General features: G+C 71.1%; 14 protein-coding genes. 2 read left to right on the forward strand and 12 right to left on the reverse strand.

Going from position 1 to position 15,414, the window contains the following annotated elements:
* On the reverse strand, nucleotides 1–249 hold a 249-nt coding region (locus BLW84_RS35830; RefSeq protein WP_177226871.1), incomplete at its 3' end, for a helix-turn-helix domain-containing protein.
* Between the two features lie 138 nt (nucleotides 250–387).
* On the opposite strand from BLW84_RS35830, the gene BLW84_RS35835 reads away from it, so the two are divergent.
* Nucleotides 388–1,104 carry a helix-turn-helix transcriptional regulator gene (locus BLW84_RS35835; protein ID WP_093274920.1) on the forward strand — a complete coding sequence of 239 codons (717 nt, stop codon included), beginning with the start codon at nucleotides 388–390 and terminating at the stop codon, nucleotides 1,102–1,104.
* Here the strand turns inward: BLW84_RS35835 and BLW84_RS35840 are convergent.
* From BLW84_RS35840 to BLW84_RS35890, 11 genes are all read right to left on the reverse strand, one after another.
* Entirely contained in the window at nucleotides 1,091–2,596 is a 1,506-nt protein-coding gene (locus BLW84_RS35840) for a carboxylesterase/lipase family protein (protein ID WP_093274923.1), read from the reverse strand. The genes BLW84_RS35835 and BLW84_RS35840 overlap by 14 nt on opposite strands.
* A gap of 18 nt (nucleotides 2,597–2,614) precedes the next feature.
* Nucleotides 2,615–3,223, reverse strand: coding sequence for a TetR/AcrR family transcriptional regulator (locus BLW84_RS35845; RefSeq protein ID WP_093274925.1), 609 nt, complete (start codon nucleotides 3,221–3,223; stop codon nucleotides 2,615–2,617).
* Nucleotides 3,224–3,267: 44 nt separating this feature from the next.
* Nucleotides 3,268–4,176 carry a hypothetical protein gene (locus BLW84_RS35850; protein ID WP_093274928.1) on the reverse strand — a complete coding sequence of 303 codons (909 nt, stop codon included), beginning with the start codon at nucleotides 4,174–4,176 and terminating at the stop codon, nucleotides 3,268–3,270.
* An 81-nt stretch (nucleotides 4,177–4,257) separates the two neighbouring features.
* Nucleotides 4,258–7,239, reverse strand: a complete 2,982-nt coding sequence (locus BLW84_RS35855; protein ID WP_093274930.1) for a translation initiation factor IF-2 N-terminal domain-containing protein — start codon at nucleotides 7,237–7,239, stop codon at nucleotides 4,258–4,260.
* Between the two features lie 166 nt (nucleotides 7,240–7,405).
* On the reverse strand, nucleotides 7,406–8,200 hold the full coding sequence (locus tag BLW84_RS35860; RefSeq protein WP_093274934.1) for a TIGR03936 family radical SAM-associated protein: 795 nt from the start codon (nucleotides 8,198–8,200) through the stop codon (nucleotides 7,406–7,408).
* A gap of 264 nt (nucleotides 8,201–8,464) precedes the next feature.
* Nucleotides 8,465–10,426: a TIGR03960 family B12-binding radical SAM protein gene (locus BLW84_RS35865; RefSeq protein WP_093274938.1), complete on the reverse strand. Its 1,962-nt coding sequence runs from the start codon at nucleotides 10,424–10,426 to the stop codon at nucleotides 8,465–8,467.
* A 98-nt stretch (nucleotides 10,427–10,524) separates the two neighbouring features.
* The gene (locus BLW84_RS35870) at nucleotides 10,525–11,058 is read right to left on the reverse strand and encodes a GNAT family N-acetyltransferase (protein WP_093274940.1); all 534 of its coding nucleotides are present in this window, start codon (nucleotides 11,056–11,058) and stop codon (nucleotides 10,525–10,527) included.
* 5 nt (nucleotides 11,059–11,063) lie between these two features.
* Nucleotides 11,064–11,474: a nucleoside-diphosphate kinase gene (ndk, locus tag BLW84_RS35875; RefSeq protein ID WP_093274943.1), complete on the reverse strand. Its 411-nt coding sequence runs from the start codon at nucleotides 11,472–11,474 to the stop codon at nucleotides 11,064–11,066.
* Nucleotides 11,475–11,580: 106 nt separating this feature from the next.
* The gene (locus tag BLW84_RS35880; protein ID WP_093274945.1) at nucleotides 11,581–12,009 is read right to left on the reverse strand and encodes a type II toxin-antitoxin system VapC family toxin; all 429 of its coding nucleotides are present in this window, start codon (nucleotides 12,007–12,009) and stop codon (nucleotides 11,581–11,583) included.
* Complete coding sequence (locus BLW84_RS35885; RefSeq protein WP_093274948.1) at nucleotides 11,999–12,229, reverse strand: AbrB/MazE/SpoVT family DNA-binding domain-containing protein; 231 nt, start codon at nucleotides 12,227–12,229, stop codon at nucleotides 11,999–12,001. The genes BLW84_RS35880 and BLW84_RS35885 overlap by 11 nt, the downstream gene beginning before the upstream one ends.
* 346 nt (nucleotides 12,230–12,575) lie before the next feature.
* On the reverse strand, nucleotides 12,576–14,114 hold the full coding sequence (locus BLW84_RS35890; protein WP_093274950.1) for an alkaline phosphatase D family protein: 1,539 nt from the start codon (nucleotides 14,112–14,114) through the stop codon (nucleotides 12,576–12,578).
* A 198-nt stretch (nucleotides 14,115–14,312) separates the two neighbouring features.
* Between BLW84_RS35890 and BLW84_RS35895 the strand changes: the two genes are divergently transcribed.
* Entirely contained in the window at nucleotides 14,313–15,413 is a 1,101-nt protein-coding gene (locus tag BLW84_RS35895) for a zinc-binding dehydrogenase (protein WP_093274951.1), read from the forward strand.
* Nucleotide 15,414: the final 1 nt, after the last annotated feature.

Genomic DNA, 15,414 nt, shown 5'->3' on the forward strand with positions numbered 1-15,414 from the left:
CGACAGATCGAACTCACAAGCGAGATCGGTCTTCGTCTCACCAGCAAGGAAACGCCGCACCACCTCGAGCTTGAACTCGACGGTGAAAACCCGCCTGGACGGCTTACTCACCAGCGCCGCACCCCCGCGAACCCGCCACCGGCCATACAACCGGGCCACCGCCGGGCGAGACACACCAAGCCTGGTCGCGACCGCACGATCCGCCCAACCGTCATCGAACAACCCTACCGCCGCGGCACGCTGCTCCACGCTCAACGAACTTCGCCCAGCCATACAACCGCTCCCCGGAGATCGGAACTGAATTCCTCAGTCCAACCTCCGGGGACCAGTTCAGGTCGGCGGGGCCCTTCGCGTTCCGGTGTCGGGGCCGGTGGGCATCATGGGGTCGTGAGCCGGTATCGGGAGCGGCCGCCGGTCGGCGCGCTGACCGGGGCGATCGCCTGCGTGTGGACGCACGGGGCGGACGCGGGCGGCCACGTGCAGCGCGTGGTCCCGGACGGCTGCGTGGACCTGATCTGGATGGGCGACCGCCTCGACGTGGTCGGGCCGGACACCGCCGCCCGGCTCGCGGAGCTGCCGCCGGGGAGCAGAATCACCGGGATCCGGGCCAGGCCCGGCGCCGCCCGGCTGCTGCTGGGTGATGTTCCCGCCACCGAGCTGCGCGATCTTCAGATCGACGGCCTCGACTGCTGGGGCGCCTTGATCCGGTGCACAGTGGACAGGATCCGCGATGCGCCGGAGCAGGCGGGGCGGATCCTCGAGGAATTCGCCTGTTCTCGGTTGTCGGAATACCGGCCCGATCCGGCGCTTTCCGCCGTCGTAGCGGCCCTCGACTCCCCCGCCCCGCTCGCGGTTCCGACGCTCGCCGACACACTCGGGTTGTCCGAGCGCCAACTGCGGCGACGCGTCACCGCCGCCGTCGGCTACGGACCGCAGCTCCTCTCAGCCGTGCTCCGCTTCCAGCGGGCAATGCGGCGCGGCACCGGCCCCGGCGGGCTCGCGGAGCTCGCCCACGCCACCGGCTACGCCGACCAAGCGCACCTCACGCGTGAATTCCGCCGCCTGGCCGGCGTGACTCCGGGCCAGTACTTCACGCCCCGCTGACCCGCCGGGCCCAGAACTCCAGGCGGTGGCGGGCGGCGAAGTCGATCCCGGCGATCTCGTCCGGGTGCAACGACTGCACCCGCGGCTCGGCGGCCGAGAACCGCGGCCAGCCGGGCAGATCCGGCCCGTTGGGGTCGCCGCTGCGCGCGAAGTTCGCCCAGTAGCGGTTCATCGTCGCCGCCAGCCGCCACTGCGCGTCGTTCAGCGGTGCCGGCTCGCCGAGGTCGAACTGGTAGGGCACCTCGGCGGAGTGGTGGGCGCCCGGCGGGAATCCTGGCGGGAACGGCACGACCGGCGGCGCGTCGCGGTCGGCGAACTCGTAGACGTAGGTGGCGGTGTCCGCGCTCAGGGCGTTCGCGAAGTCCCACACCGAGCGCGCCCAGGCGCAGTCGCCGACGACGTCCGCCCACGCCACGCTGGGCGTCGGGTACGCATCGGCGGGGTACTGCTGCGCGACGTCGTCCGCCGCGGCGTCGAAGGCCTCGGCGAGCAGCTTGTCGTAGCCGTCGGCCGTGATCGGCTGACCGGCTGCGTCCCAGAACAGCGCCGTGAACAGCCTGGCCTCGTCCCGGGTTCCGCCGGTGAGCACCGGGACCCGGTGGAACCGCCCGGCGGGCAGCGCCGGCACCGGGGATTCCGGCAGCACCGCACCGCCGAACGCCGGCCTGCTGAACACCGACGACACGTTGACCAGCTGCTCGACCGGGACGCGGCGCAGCTGCTCGATCGCCGGGCCTTGCCCGGGCCGCACCCAGCCGAGCTCGCCGACCAGGTGCTCGGCCAGAGCTTCCAATTCCACTGTGGACATCCACATGGTCGGCAGCTCCGGCGAGCCGGGCGCCCAGCCGTTTGCCGGGGCGTGCAGCAGTGCGAAGCCGCTCTGCACGATCGCCCGGTGGAACAGCCCGGCAGAGCCGGGCGCTACCAGGTGCGCGCTGACGTTGAGCCCGCCGTAGGACTCGCCGAACAACGTCACGTTGCCCGGGTCCCCGCCGAACTCGCCGATGTTGCGCTGCACCCAGCGCAACACCGCCTGCTGGTCTTCAAGGCCGAAACCGCCGCCTCCCGCCAAGCCTGGGTAGCCGAAGTTGCCGAAGATGCCCAGCCGCGAGTTCGGCGTGACCACGACGACGTCCTCGGCTGCGGCGAGCCGGTGCGCGTCGAAGATCGCGCCCTCGCCGTTGGCCCCGCCGCCGCCGTGCAGCCACACCATCACCGGCTTGCGGCCGCCGCCGCGGGGCGCGGTCACGTTCAGGAACAGGCAGTCCTCGTCCAGGCTTGCGATGTCGGCGAAGTCCTGCGGGAGCTGCGGGCACGGGTTCCCCGGCGCGGTCGCGTCCCGCACGTCCGGCCACGGCTCGACGGGCTGCGGCGAACTCCAGCGCAGCTCGCCGACCGGCGGCGCGGCGTAGGGAATCCCTTGGAAGAGCCGGTATTTCTCGAAGGTCCGGCCGAGCACGCGACCCGAGTCCAGCTCCACGATGTCTTCCACGGTACCTCCGTGCGTTGCTCACCCGGCCCGGGTGGCCAGGTCGAACATGGTCGCGAGCTCGCGGGCGTAGAGGTCGGCGTCGGCGTCGGGCTCCACGCCGAGGCGCAGCGCGACGCCGTCCAGCGCGTGGCGCAGCGCCACGGCCATCACGTGCGGGTCGAAGTCCCGGAACTCCCCGGCCAGCTGGCCGGCGCGGAGCAGTTCCCGCATGCCTTCGAGTTCCCGCCGGTGCGGCAGCGCCGCGTCGTCGCCGCGCTCGTTCAGGAAGATCTCAGTGAGCGCCCGGATCTTCCGGTGGTGCGCGCGGTAGAAGTCCACACTGGACTCGATGAACGCCCGGAGCCGCTCGCGCGCCGTGCCCGCCGCCTCGATGCGCTCCCCCACCAGCTCCTCGGCCACCGCGTAAACATCGGTGACCACCTGCTGCATCAGCTCGGCCTTGTTCCGGAAGTGGTAGGAGATCATCCCCGTGCTGCTCAGCCCGGCCCGCTTGGCGATCTGCCCGAACGACGCACGCGAGTAGCCGAGCTCGACGATCGTGTCGATGGCGGCCTCGACGATCTGCGCCCGCCGGCCCCGCTCGGTGAACGACCGTCCTTGCTCACCTGAGCCGGAATTTGCTCGCATGAGCAAAATCTAGCACAGGTGAGCAAGGTCGGGAATGCCGTGGATCAGACCTGGTCGTAGGCGCGGAGGGTGCACAGGGCATCGATGGCCACCCGCGGTCGCCACTCCAGGTGGGTGCCGGGCGCCCAGGCGCGCCAGCGGATCGGCCAGCCGCCGTCATCCTCCTGCAGGCCGGCGAGGTGGTCGAGCCCGCGGGCCATCTCGTCATCGGAGAACCACGAGCGCGCCAGGCTCGTCGGCTCCGGCGCGTAGTCCCAGACGCAGTGCAGCTCGCCGGGCGCGTAGCCGGGAGGCACCTGAGCCCGTTCAGGATGCCGCGGGTCGAGCAGCACGAACCCCTTCTCCCGCACGAGCTCGCCCAGCTTCCCGGCCGCGGCACGTGCCCGATCGCGATCGGGCACGTGGTCGAGGAACGACACCGCGGCCTGCACCTCGTAGGGGTGGCTCTCGGTCAGCTCCTCGATCCGCCGCCAGCAGAACTCGGTGGCCCCGGTCAGCCACGGGTGCTCGATCCGGTTCTTGTGCAGCAGGGCCGCAAGCAGGCCGGTAGTGAGCAGGCTGCCCTCGGGCTCTTCGACGATCGGAATCCACGGCGCGTGCGGGTAGTCCCGCAGCCGGGTGTCGCCCGCGGGCACGCCGCCGTCCGGGCGCGTGATCGAAACCAGGTAATCGCAGACCCGCGCCACGGCGGCCCCGTCGCAGGCCCCGACCTCGTCGAGGATCAGCAGCGCCGTGAAGGTCTGCAGCGGCTGGCTGAGCGGACCGCGCGAGTCGGGCTCCAAGGCGTAGCCGTAGCCGCCGTCCGCGCAGCGGTAGGCGTCGAGCGCGGCCAGCACGCCGTCGGCGCTGCCCCCGGCGAACAAGAACTCGAAACGGCGTTGTTCCAGCACGCGCGCGGTCAGCCAGACGAACTGCTCGACGGCGGCCACGCGCTCGGCGGTGCATCGAATCATGCGCCGACGATAAGAAGAATGGCCGATCCGTTCTTGAACGAATCGGCCATTCCCTCGTATCTGCTCAGCCCCGGACGGGGCTTACTCCACCGGGGGTCCCGCCGGACGGGACGCGGACCGGCGAACCCGCCGCACCGGAGCTGCCGGAGCGACGCTCGGCAGGCCGTTCTGGGCGGCCTCCTGCGGCTCGGCCGGCTTGCTGACCACCAGCGGCGTCACCGCCGCCGCGCCGGCGCTGCCGGCGGCCCGCGTCGCCTTGCGCCGCGGCCGACCGTTCGCCGCGGCAGGCTCCGCCTCGGGCTCGACCGCCTTCGGCTCGACGACCGGCTTCGCCGCCTCCGCCTTCGGCTCGACGACGGGCTCCGGCTTCAGCGCCTCCGGCTCGGCCTTCGCCACCGGCGCGGGCTCGGCCTTCACGGCCTCGACGGGCTCGGTCTTGACGGGCTCGGTCTTGACGGGCTCCGGCTTGACCTCTTCGACCTTGGCGGCCGCCGCCTTCGGCTCCTCGGCCTTGACAGGCTCGGCCTTGGGTTCTTCGACCTTCGGTGCCTCGACCTTGGGCTCTTCGGTCTTGGGCGCCTCGACCTTGAGAGCCTCGGCCTTGGCCTCGGTGCGCGTCTCCTGCTGGGCGTGCTGCTCGTGCTCGTGCTGCTTGCCCCGCTGCCGGTTCCGGCGGGCACCGTTGTTCCCGCCCGCCTGCCCGTTCGGCTGCGTGACCGGCTCGGTCGAGACGAGCAGGCCGCGACCGCGGCAGTGCTCGCAGGTGCTGCTGTAGGCCTCCAGCAGGCCGGTGCCGACCCGCTTGCGGGTCATCTGCACCAGGCCCAGCGAGGTCACCTCGGCGACCTGGTGGCGGGTGCGGTCCCGGCCCAGGCACTCGGTGAGGCGGCGCAGCACCAGGTCGCGGTTGGACTCCAGCACCATGTCGATGAAGTCGATGACGATGATGCCGCCGATGTCGCGCAACCGGAGCTGCCGGACGATCTCCTCGGCCGCCTCCAGGTTGTTGCGGGTGACCGTCTCCTCCAGGTTGCCCCCGGAGCCGGTGAACTTGCCGGTGTTGACGTCGATCACCGTCATGGCCTCGGTGCGGTCGATCACCAGGTAACCGCCGGAGGGCAGCCAGACCTTGCGGTCCAGGGCCTTCGCGATCTGCTCGTTGATCCGCTGCTCGGTGAACACGTCGTTCTTGCCGACGTGCTTCGACAGCCGCTGCGCCAGGTCCGGCGCGACGTGCCTGACGTAGGCCTCAATGGTGTCCCAGGCGTCGTTGCCCTGGACGGTCATGGCCGTGAAGTCCTCGGTGAACAGGTCGCGGACGACCTTGATCAGCAGGTCCGGCTCCTCGTAGAGCAGCTGCGGGGCCTGCGCGCCCGGCGTCTCGGCCTTCTCCTTGATGACCTCCCACTGCGCCTGCAGGCGCCGCACGTCGCGGTCCAGCGCCTCTTCGCTGGTGCCCTCCGACGCGGTGCGGATGATCACCCCGGCGTTGTCCGGCACGATCCGCTTGAGGATCTCCTTGAGCCGCTTGCGCTCGGTGTCCGGGAGCTTGCGGCTGATGCCGGTCGCGCCGCCGCCCGGCACGTACACCAGGAATCGGCCGGGCAGGCTGATCTGGGTGGTCAGGCGCGCGCCCTTGTGACCGACCGGGTCCTTGGTGACCTGCACCAGGACGCTGTCACCGGTCTGCAGGGCCTGCTCGATGCGGCGGGCCTTGCCGGCCAGCCCGGCGGCGTCCCAGTCCACCTCACCGGCGTAGAGCACCGCGTTGCGGCCGCGGCCGATGTCGACGAACGCCGCCTCCATGCTGGGCAGCACGTTCTGCACGCGCCCGAGGTAGACGTTGCCGACCAGCGAGCCGGAGCCCGACGAGGTCACGAAGTTCTCGACGAGGACGTTGTCCTCGAGCACCGCGATCTGGGTCTGGTCGCCGTTCTGCCGGACGACCATCTTGCGGTCCACCGACTCGCGGCGGGCCAGGAACTCGGCCTCGGAGAGCACCGGGGCCCGGCGGCGACCGGCCTCGCGGCCGTCCCGGCGGCGCTGCCGCTTGGCCTCCAGCCGCGTCGAGCCCTTGACCGCGCGCACCTCGTCGTCGCTGCTGTCCTGGCGGGTCTCCGCCGCGGCCGGCTCGCGCACGTGCACGACGGTGTTCGGCGGATCGTCCTCGCGGGCGCTGCTCTCGTCGTCCGCGGAGCCCTTGCGGCGGCGGCGACGGCGACGACGGCGGTTGGAGTCACCCGAGCCCTCGGCCTCGGCCGCCTGCTCCTCCGCGGCTTCCTCCTCAGCCGATTCGGCGGCCTCGGCGGCGGTCTCCTCGGCGGTCTCGGTCTCCTCCTCGCCCGACTCCGACTCGGCACCGCGGCCACGGCCACGGCCTCGGCGACCGCGACGGCGACGACGGCGACCAGCCGGCTCGCTCTCGTCGTCGGTCTCGGCGGCGGTCGATGCAGGCTGCTCGGCCTCGGTCGCCTCGGTCTCCTCGGGCTCCTGGCGCACCTCCACCGGCGCCGGCGCCGGCTCGGCGGCCTTCGGCACCTGTCGCGTCTCGGGCTGGGGCGCGAGGAACATCGCCTCCGGCGCCGGCGCGGCGAACAGGGGCGTCAGCCCCGGCGCAGCGGACGTCCCGGCGGCAGGCTCGACCCCGGCGGACGCGAAATCCGCCGCCGGCACCGCGGGCTCGACAGCGGGCTGCGCTTCAGCCGCGGGCTCCGCCTCCGGCTCGGCTTGGGCTGCGGCTTCCGCCGGGGCCTGGGATTCCGGCTCGGCCTGGGGCTCGCTCTGCTCCTGCTCGGCCACGTTCTCCGTTTCGGCCACCATCTCGGGGTGCAGGGCCTGCACCACCTGCAGAGCGACGTCACGGGTGATGTTCGACTGGGCGCTGCGAACCGATTCGCCGATCGATTCCAGCGTCGTGATGATCTCCCGGCTGCTGGCGCCCAGCAGCTTGGCCAGTGCATGCACCCGGAGCTTGGCGGGCAGCTCGATCGTGCCCTGCTCGTCGCGGGTGGGTGTGGGCGATTGCCCGCTGGCGCTTCCAGCGGGCGTATCCATGTTCAACATCCAGCTCCTCCGCCCCCGGGCGCGTCCGGGTGGACGCGGCCGCACAGAGGCATGTGCGATCTTCGGTCTCCGCCGCCCGCGGGCGACGGCAATTCTGGTGTTCCCTCCGCCCCGGGCCTTCAGGCCGGGAAGTCACACGGCGGGTCGACGACGTCCGCGCCGCCCGTCACTCCGCCGCGGGCTCTCCCGCCGGAATCCGGCCGCCGCCTGAGGCCCGGGCCAACGGGTCGACAATCCCTCCCCCGTCGTCGAGCCGACCCTGCTCCAGCCGGGTCGCTCTAGCGGCGGCCGACGGTGCCAGACCGGCGACGACACGCAGGGCGCTCAGTACGTCGTCGGGTCGTACGACCGGTGTTGTCTGCCGCACGACCGTTACAAGTATCCCATACGGTTCCGATGCCTTCGGCCAATCGTCCACCTGGGCGGTCGACGCGGAAATTTGATCACTCTCCGCGACTGTCCGTCGGCCGTCCTGCACCTCCGCGCTGACCAATGCGGCCCGCGCGTCGATGGTGCGGCGACCGTCCTTGGTCATCCGCTCCACCAGCGCGGTGTCGGCCGCCATCAGCGCCGTTGCGGCGTCACGCAGCTCGGCGACGTCCGTGCCGGGGATGTCGATCCGCCACCGGCTCACCTGCAGCCGGTCCGCGAGCGGCCCCGGCTCGGCCTCGACCGCGTCGAGCACGTCGATCCCGTCTGGCAGTGCCGAGTTGAGCTCGGCGGACAGCGTCGCCGGGTCGAGCCGCTCGACGAGCTGGAGCTCGACGTACTCGGCCACGCTGGACACGCCGGTGGGCACCGCACCGGCCCAGGACACCTTCGGGTGCGGGCTGAAGCCCTGGGAATACGCCATCGGTACCCCAGCCCTCCGCAGGGCGCGTTCGAAGGTGCGCGCCACATCGCGGTGCGAGGTGAAGCGCAGCCGCCCCCGTTTGGCGTAACGCAGGCGCAGCTTCTGCACCGGTGGCGCCGAGGGATTGGGGTGATCTCGCCGACTCAGGATGCCCTCCCCGACCAGTGATCGTCATCGGCGGTCCTCGTCGACCGCTCCGATGTCGATGCTTGCGTGCTCAACCGCCGTGTGACAACACCTGCGGTTCATATTTCGAAGGACCGTACCCCGGCCACCACCCCGGAACCGAGCGCTCCGCCGGGACGTGCGAGGTTTCGGCCAGAACCTCGCACACCCCGACGCAATGCCACTTGACCAGGGAAAATTCGGTAGTCAGCCGTTGAAGGCCGGGTTGCTGACCGGGGAGCCCTGGCCGACCGGAGAGATCGGCAGCAACTTCCGCCCGGTCGGACCGACCTCGATGTCGGTGCCCATCGTCGGGCACACGCCGCAGTCGAAGCACGGCGTCCAGCGGCAGTCGTCCTGCTCGCGGGCGTCCAGCGCGTCCTGCCAGTCGGCCCACAACCACTCCTTGTCGAGCCCGGAGTCGAGGTGGTCCCACGGCAGCACCTCGGCCTCGCCGCGCTCGCGGGTGGTGAACCAGTGCACGTCCACGCCCAGCGGTTCGAGCTCGGCGGCGGCGCAGGACATCCAGCGTTCGAACGAGAAGTACTCGTTCCAACCGTCGAACCGGCCGCCCTCGCGCCACACCCGCTCGATGACCCGGCCGATCCGGCGGTCACCGCGCGACAGCAGTCCCTCGACCATCGTCGGCTTGCCGTCGTGGTAGCGCATGCCGATGTTGCGGCCCAGGCTGCGATCGGTGTTGATCTCCTGGCGCAGCTTGCGCAGCCGCTCGTCGATGGTGTCCGGATCGCACTGCGACGCCCACTGGAACGGGGTGTGCGGCTTCGGCACGAAACCGCCGATCGAGATCGTGCAGCGGATGTCCTTGCGGCCCGAGACCTCCCGACCGGCCCGGATGACCTGCTTGGCCATCTCCGCGATCTGCAGCACGTCCTCGTCGGTCTCGGTCGGCAGTCCACACATGAAGTACAGCTTGACCTGCCGCCAGCCGTTGGCGAATGCGGCGGAGACGGTGCGGATCAGGTCCTCCTCCGACACCATCTTGTTGATCACCCGCCGGATCCGCTCGCTGCCGCCCTCCGGCGCGAAGGTCAGGCCCGAGCGGCGGCCGTTGCGGGACAGCTCGTTGGCCAGGTCGATGTTGAAGGCGTCCACCCGGGTCGACGGCAGCGACAGCCCGGTGTTGGTGCCCTCGTAGCGGTCCGCCAGCCCCTTGGTGATCTCGGCGATCTCGGAGTGGTCGGCCGAGCTCAGCGACAGCAGGCCGACCTCTTCGAAACCGGTGGCCTCCAGCCCGCGCTGCACCATCTCGCCGATGCCCTCGATGGACCGCTCCCGCACCGGCCGGGTGATCATCCCGGCCTGGCAGAACCGGCAGCCGCGGGTGCAGCCGCGGAAGATCTCCACGCTCATCCGCTCGTGCACGCTCTCGGCCAGCGGCACCAGCGGCTTCTTCGGGTACGGCCAGTCGTCGAGCTCCATGGTCGTCCGCTTGAAGACGCGGTACGGCACCCGGTCGCGGTTCGGCACGACCTCGGAGATCGTGCCGTCGGGACCGTAGGTGACGTCGTAGAACCGCGGCACGTACACACCGCCGGACTCGGCCAGCCGGAGCAGCAGCTCCTCGCGGCCGCCCGGCCGCCCCTCGGCCTTCCAGCGCCGGATGGCCTCGGTGATCTCCAGGACCGCTTCCTCGCCGTCGCCGAGCACCGCGGCGTCCAGGAAGTCGGCGATCGGCTCGGGGTTGAACGCCGCGTGCCCACCGGCCAGCACAATCGGGTGGTCATCGGTGCGATCGACCGCGTGCAGCGGGATGCCCGCGAGGTCGAGCGCGCCGAGCATGTTGGTGTAGCCGAGTTCGGTGGCGAAGCTGAGGCCCAGCACGTCGAACGCGCCGACCGGCCGGTGGCTGTCCACGGTGAACTGCGGGATGTCGTGCTCCCGCATCAGCTCCTCGAGATCCGGCCACACCGCGTAGGTGCGTTCGGCGAGCACGTCCGGCTGCTCGTTGAGGATCTCGTAGAGGATCTGCACGCCCTGGTTGGGCAGGCCGACCTCGTAGGCGTCGGGGTACATCAGGCACCACCGGATGGCGGCGTCGTCCCACGCCTTCGCCGTCGCGTTGAGCTCCCCACCCACGTACTGCACGGGTTTGGAGACGCGCGGCAACAGCGGTTCCAACCTGTCGAAAACGGACTCCACACGCACGCGACCAGGGTAGAGGTCCGCCCCGAATCGGGAGACCGGGGGCGATTTCAATGGAAACCGGACCTCCGATTCCCATTGAAATCGCGCAACACCGGTGCTCAGACGTCTCGGGTGAACCAGATCTCGTCGCGGTCGTCGCCGGTGGCGACCCGCACCGCGCCCGGCCAGCGGCCGCGCTCCACCCAGCCGTTGGCCTCGTAGAAGCGCTCCAGGTCGTGCCCACTGCGGGTGACCAGGTCCAGCTTCTCCAGGCCGATCGCGCGCGCCTGCACCAGCACGGCGTCGAGCAGCCGCTTGCCCCAGCCCTGGCGCTGCAGGGCGGGGTCGACGGCGAGCCAGGCGAGCTCGCCGGTGTGCGTGCGCACCGGCAGCTGGCGCTGCCTCAGCACCCCGATCCCGAGCAGCACGTCCTGCCGGCCGATGGTGATCAGGTGCGCCCGCTCGGCCTGGACTTCCTCGACCAGCGCGGCGGCCGCCGCGCGCAGCCGGTCGGCCGGGTCGGTCGGGCTGAAGCCGACCGCGCCGCCTGCGGCGGTGACCCGCTCCCACAGGCCGGCAAGCCCGTCCGCCAGGCCCGGGTGCGAGGCGTCGACCCGGTGCGGCCCGGTCACTTCGACGCCGGTTTCGGTCACGGCGCTCAGATCTCCGGGAACCACAGCTTGAGCTCGCGCTCGGCGGACTCGACCGAGTCGGAGCCGTGCACCAGGTTGTACTGGACCTCGAGGCCGAAATCGCCGCGGATGCTGCCCGGCGCGGCCTTGTCGACCGGGTCGGTGCCGCCGGCCAGCTGACGGAACGCCGCGATCGCGCGCGGGCCCTCGACGCACGCGGCCACGACCGGGCCGGAGGTGATGAACTCGATCAGGCTGCCGAAGAACGGCTTGCCGTCGTGCTCGGCGTAGTGCTGCTCGGCGAGCTGGCGGTCGACGTTCTTCAGCTCCAGCGCGACCAGCTTCAGGCCCTTGCGCTCGATGCGGCTGATCACCTCGCCGACCAGGCCGCGCTCGACGCCGTCGGGCTTGACCAGGACCAGGGTGCGCTCGCTCACGGTTGTTTCTCCTTCATTTCCGGTGGCGCCGGGTGCGAACACGCACCGCGCCCGATTTGCCCGCCAGGGTATCGATGCAGGTGACACCCCGAGCGACGGCCCCGCCTCAGTCCGGAGCGATCACCTCGACCGTCGGGAAGTAGGTGCGGTACCGACGGGCATCGCGGGTCAGCAGGCGAAGCCGGCTCACCGCCGCATGCGCGCCGATGTAGAAATCGGGCAGCGGCGACCGCTTCTCGCCACCTCGCCTTCGGTAGTCCTGGAAGCACTTTCCCGCGAGGAACGCCGCCGACCACGGCAGCGGCATGCGGACGAAGAAGTCGTTCGGGAACGCCTCCTCGACTTCCTCGATCGCCGGGAAGCGCACCGACACCTCGGCGAAGATCAACGGGTTGATCACCAAGGGGCCCTCTTCCGCCGCCTTTTCAAGCGCGTCCGAAGACCAATCGACCCATTCGCCGTCCTCGATGACCAGATCGAGCAGAACGTCGGAGTCGACCAGTGTGGCCGGCGCGCGGGCGGATTCACTCTCCACGGGTCATCGCCATGATCTCGTCGGTGGAAAGCCCCTCTCCGCTGGCGCGCCCGCGAAGGTGCTCCACGATCCGCTGCCCACGGCTGGGCACGGAATGCCCGCGGGTGAGGATCAGCGCATTTCCCTCCAATCTGATCTCGATCTGATCGCCCGGCCGAAGCCCGAGTTCTCGGCGCAGGTCGATCGGGATGGTCACCTGTCCCTTCTCCGTCAGCTTCATAGAAGTAAGAATACGACTTTTCCTACTTCCACTTCCATTGAGGGTTTTTCATCCTGGTCGGGTACCGCAGCCGCGGCGTCTGACCTGCGCCTGCGTGCGCGCCGTCGCCAAGCGCCGTCAGGCGCTTTCAGGCCCGCCCTCGCAACTGGCACCGCCGCGGGTTCACGGAGCCCACCCCTCTGGGGTTCCTCCGGCGAGGACGGCCCTGACGCCGTGTATTGGGCATACATAAGTCAGGGCACCCACAGCCAGGCGGGCGCTGTAACTCCCGCAGGGGGGCCGCCACCCGCACCGCCACGCAGAACGAGGTTGGAAAAACCTCATTGAATAACTCGATCGTGGCTGGTCAGCGCTGCGGGTCGAGGGTCTTCGCCCAGAGGGAGCGGCCGGACTGGTCGCGGAGGTCCACGGTCAGCTGCCCCGTGCGGCCATCGATGTTGACCTCGCCGAAGTGCTGGAAGCCCTCCAGCGGCGACGCACCCTGGCGGGTCGGGGCGTTGACGAACACCTGCTCCGGGCCGAAGGTCGGGTCGAGCTTGTTCGGCCCGAACGCGCCGGCGTGCAGCGGGCCGGAGACGAACTCCCAGAACGGGTCGAACCCGGCGAACGCCGCGCGCTCCGGCGCGTAGTGGATCGCCGCCGTGTAGTGCACGTCGGCGGTCAGCCAGACGGTGTTGCGCACCGAGCGGCGGCTGATCTCCTGCAGCACCCAGGCCAACTCCGCCTCGCGCCCGTTGGGCGCCCCCGGCAGCCCGTTGGCCACGGCCTCGATCTTGTCGCCGTCCGGCACGACGATGCCGATCGGCATGTCCGAGGCGATCACCTTCCAGGTCGCGCGGGAGCGGGCGAGCTCGTCGACGAGCCAGCGCGCCTGGCGGTCGCCGAGGATCCGCTCCGGCGTGGTGCCCGCCGAGTTCGGGTCGCGGTAGCTGCGCATGTCGAGCACGAACACGTCCAGCAGCGGGCCGTGCGAGACCTTCCGGTACACCCGGCCGTCCACCGCGTCCTGGTGGCGGACGGGCTGCCACTCGTGGAAGGCCTGGAAGGCGCGCTCCGCGAGCACGTCGACGCGCTTCTCCGTGTACTGGGCGAGGTCCAGGATCTCGCCCGGGTACCAGTTGTTGGTGACCTCGTGGTCGTCCCACTGCACGAGCTGCGGGACCTGCGCGGCGAAGCGCCGCACGTTCTCGTCGAGCAGGTTGTAGGCGAACTGCCCGCGGTACTCGGCCAGCGTCTCGGCGACCTTGGACTTCTCCTCGGTCACGACGTTGCGCCACATCCGGCCGTCGGGCAGCGTGACGGACTCCTTCAACGGGCCGTCGGCGTACACCGTGTCGCCGCTGTGCAGGAAGAAGTCCGGGTTGCGGGCGGCCATCGCGTTGTAGATCGTCATGCCGCCGACGTCCGGGTTGATGCCCCAGCCCTGCCCCACGACGTCGCCGGACCACAGGAAGCGCACGTCCCGCCGGTCGCGCGGCGCGGTGCGGAAGGTGCCGGTCAGCGCCTCGCTCTCGACGCGGCCGTCGAGGTCCTCGGCGATCACGCGGTAGTACGCCTGCTGCCCCGGCGGCAGGCCGCGCAGCCAGACCTCGCCGGTGCCGTCGGTCTCCGGGGTCAGGACCGGGCCGGGGATCCGCCACGCGCCGCGGAAGTCGGCGTGCCGGGAGACCTCCACGAACATCCGCGACGGCCGGTCGGCGCGGGTCCACACCACTGCCCCGTCCGGGCGCGGGTCCCCGAGTTGCACGCCGTGGGTCAGCACCGGGCGGCCGCCTCGAGCGAAGGCGGGCGCGCCGGACAGGAACAGGCCGGTGGCGGCCAGGCCGGTGGCGGCGGCGCCGCGGAGCAGGGCGCGCCGGTTCAGCTGGGAAGGTTCGGGAGTCATGCCGCCGGTTCTATCCGCGGCAGGCGGCTGGTGGATCACCGCTGGTCGACGCGCAGGTGAAGAGTTCGTGCCGGGCGACCGAGAGCGCACGAGCGATCACCGGCGGTGCGGGTTTCCCGCGCTCGCGCCTGGTGTCCGGCGGGTCGGCGCGATAGCTTCACGGGCAAACCGACTGGCCGGTCTGACTTGGAGGTCCGGATGCGCGCCGCCGTGCACACCGCCGCGAACCAGCCGATGCGGATCGAGGAACTCGCCGATCCCCGGCCGAAGGCCGGCGAGGTCGCCATCGACGTGCGGTCCTGCGGGGCCTGCCACACGGATCTGCACGTGCTCAAGGGAGAACTGCCGTTCCCGACGCCGACGGTGCTCGGGCACGAGGTGGCCGGCGTGATCGCCGAGCTCGGGCCGGACGTCACCGGGTTCGAGGTGGGCGACCGGGTGGTGACCAGCTTCATCATGCCGTGCGGCCAGTGCGCGCAGTGCGCGCGCGGCAACGAGGAGATCTGCGAGAAGTTCTTCGAGTTCAACCGCGGCAAGGGGCGGCTCTACGACGACGAGACCCGGCTGTTCCGGCCGGACGGCGAGCCGGTCTGGATGTACTCGATGGGCGGCCTGGCGGAACGCTGCGTCACGCCCGCGACGTCGGTCTACCGCGTGCCGGACGGCGTGGAACTCAGCGACGTCGCTTCGGTGGGCTGCTCGACGATGACCGCGTACGGCGCGCTGCGCCACGCGGCGAACGTGCAGGTCGGCGACACCGTGGCGGTGGTCGCGGCGGGCGGCGTCGGCTCGGCGCTGATCCAGCTGGCGGCGGTGTTCGGCGCGTCGATGACCATCGCGGTGGACATCAGCGAGGAGAAGCTGGCCGGGGCGCGGAAGCTCGGTGCGACGCACGTGGTCAACTCCGCCGAGGCGGACGCGCCCGCGGCGATCCGCGAACTGACCGGCGGACGCGGCGTGGACGTCGCCTTCGAGGCGCTGGGCGCGGTGCCCACCTTCGACATCGCGCGCGACTCGGTCGTCGAAGGCGGCCAGGTCGTGGTGGTCGGCATCGCCGCCAGGGGCACCACCGCGGAGTTCGACCTGGCCACCATCGCCCGGCGGAAACTGCAGATCAAGGGCTCCTACGGCGCGAAGCCGCGGCGCGACATGCCGGTGCTGCTCGACCTGGTGGCCCGCGGCCTGCTCCGCCCGCAGGACGCGATCAGCCGCCACTACCCGTTCGAACAGGTCCAGGACGCCTACGACGCCCTGAGGCGCGGCGAAACCGTCGGCCGAGCCGTCATCGACATCGGCTGAC

Origin of the sequence: Saccharopolyspora shandongensis (assembly GCF_900106995.1) — a bacterium.
Classification (GTDB): Bacteria; Actinomycetota; Actinomycetes; order Mycobacteriales; family Pseudonocardiaceae; genus Saccharopolyspora; species Saccharopolyspora shandongensis.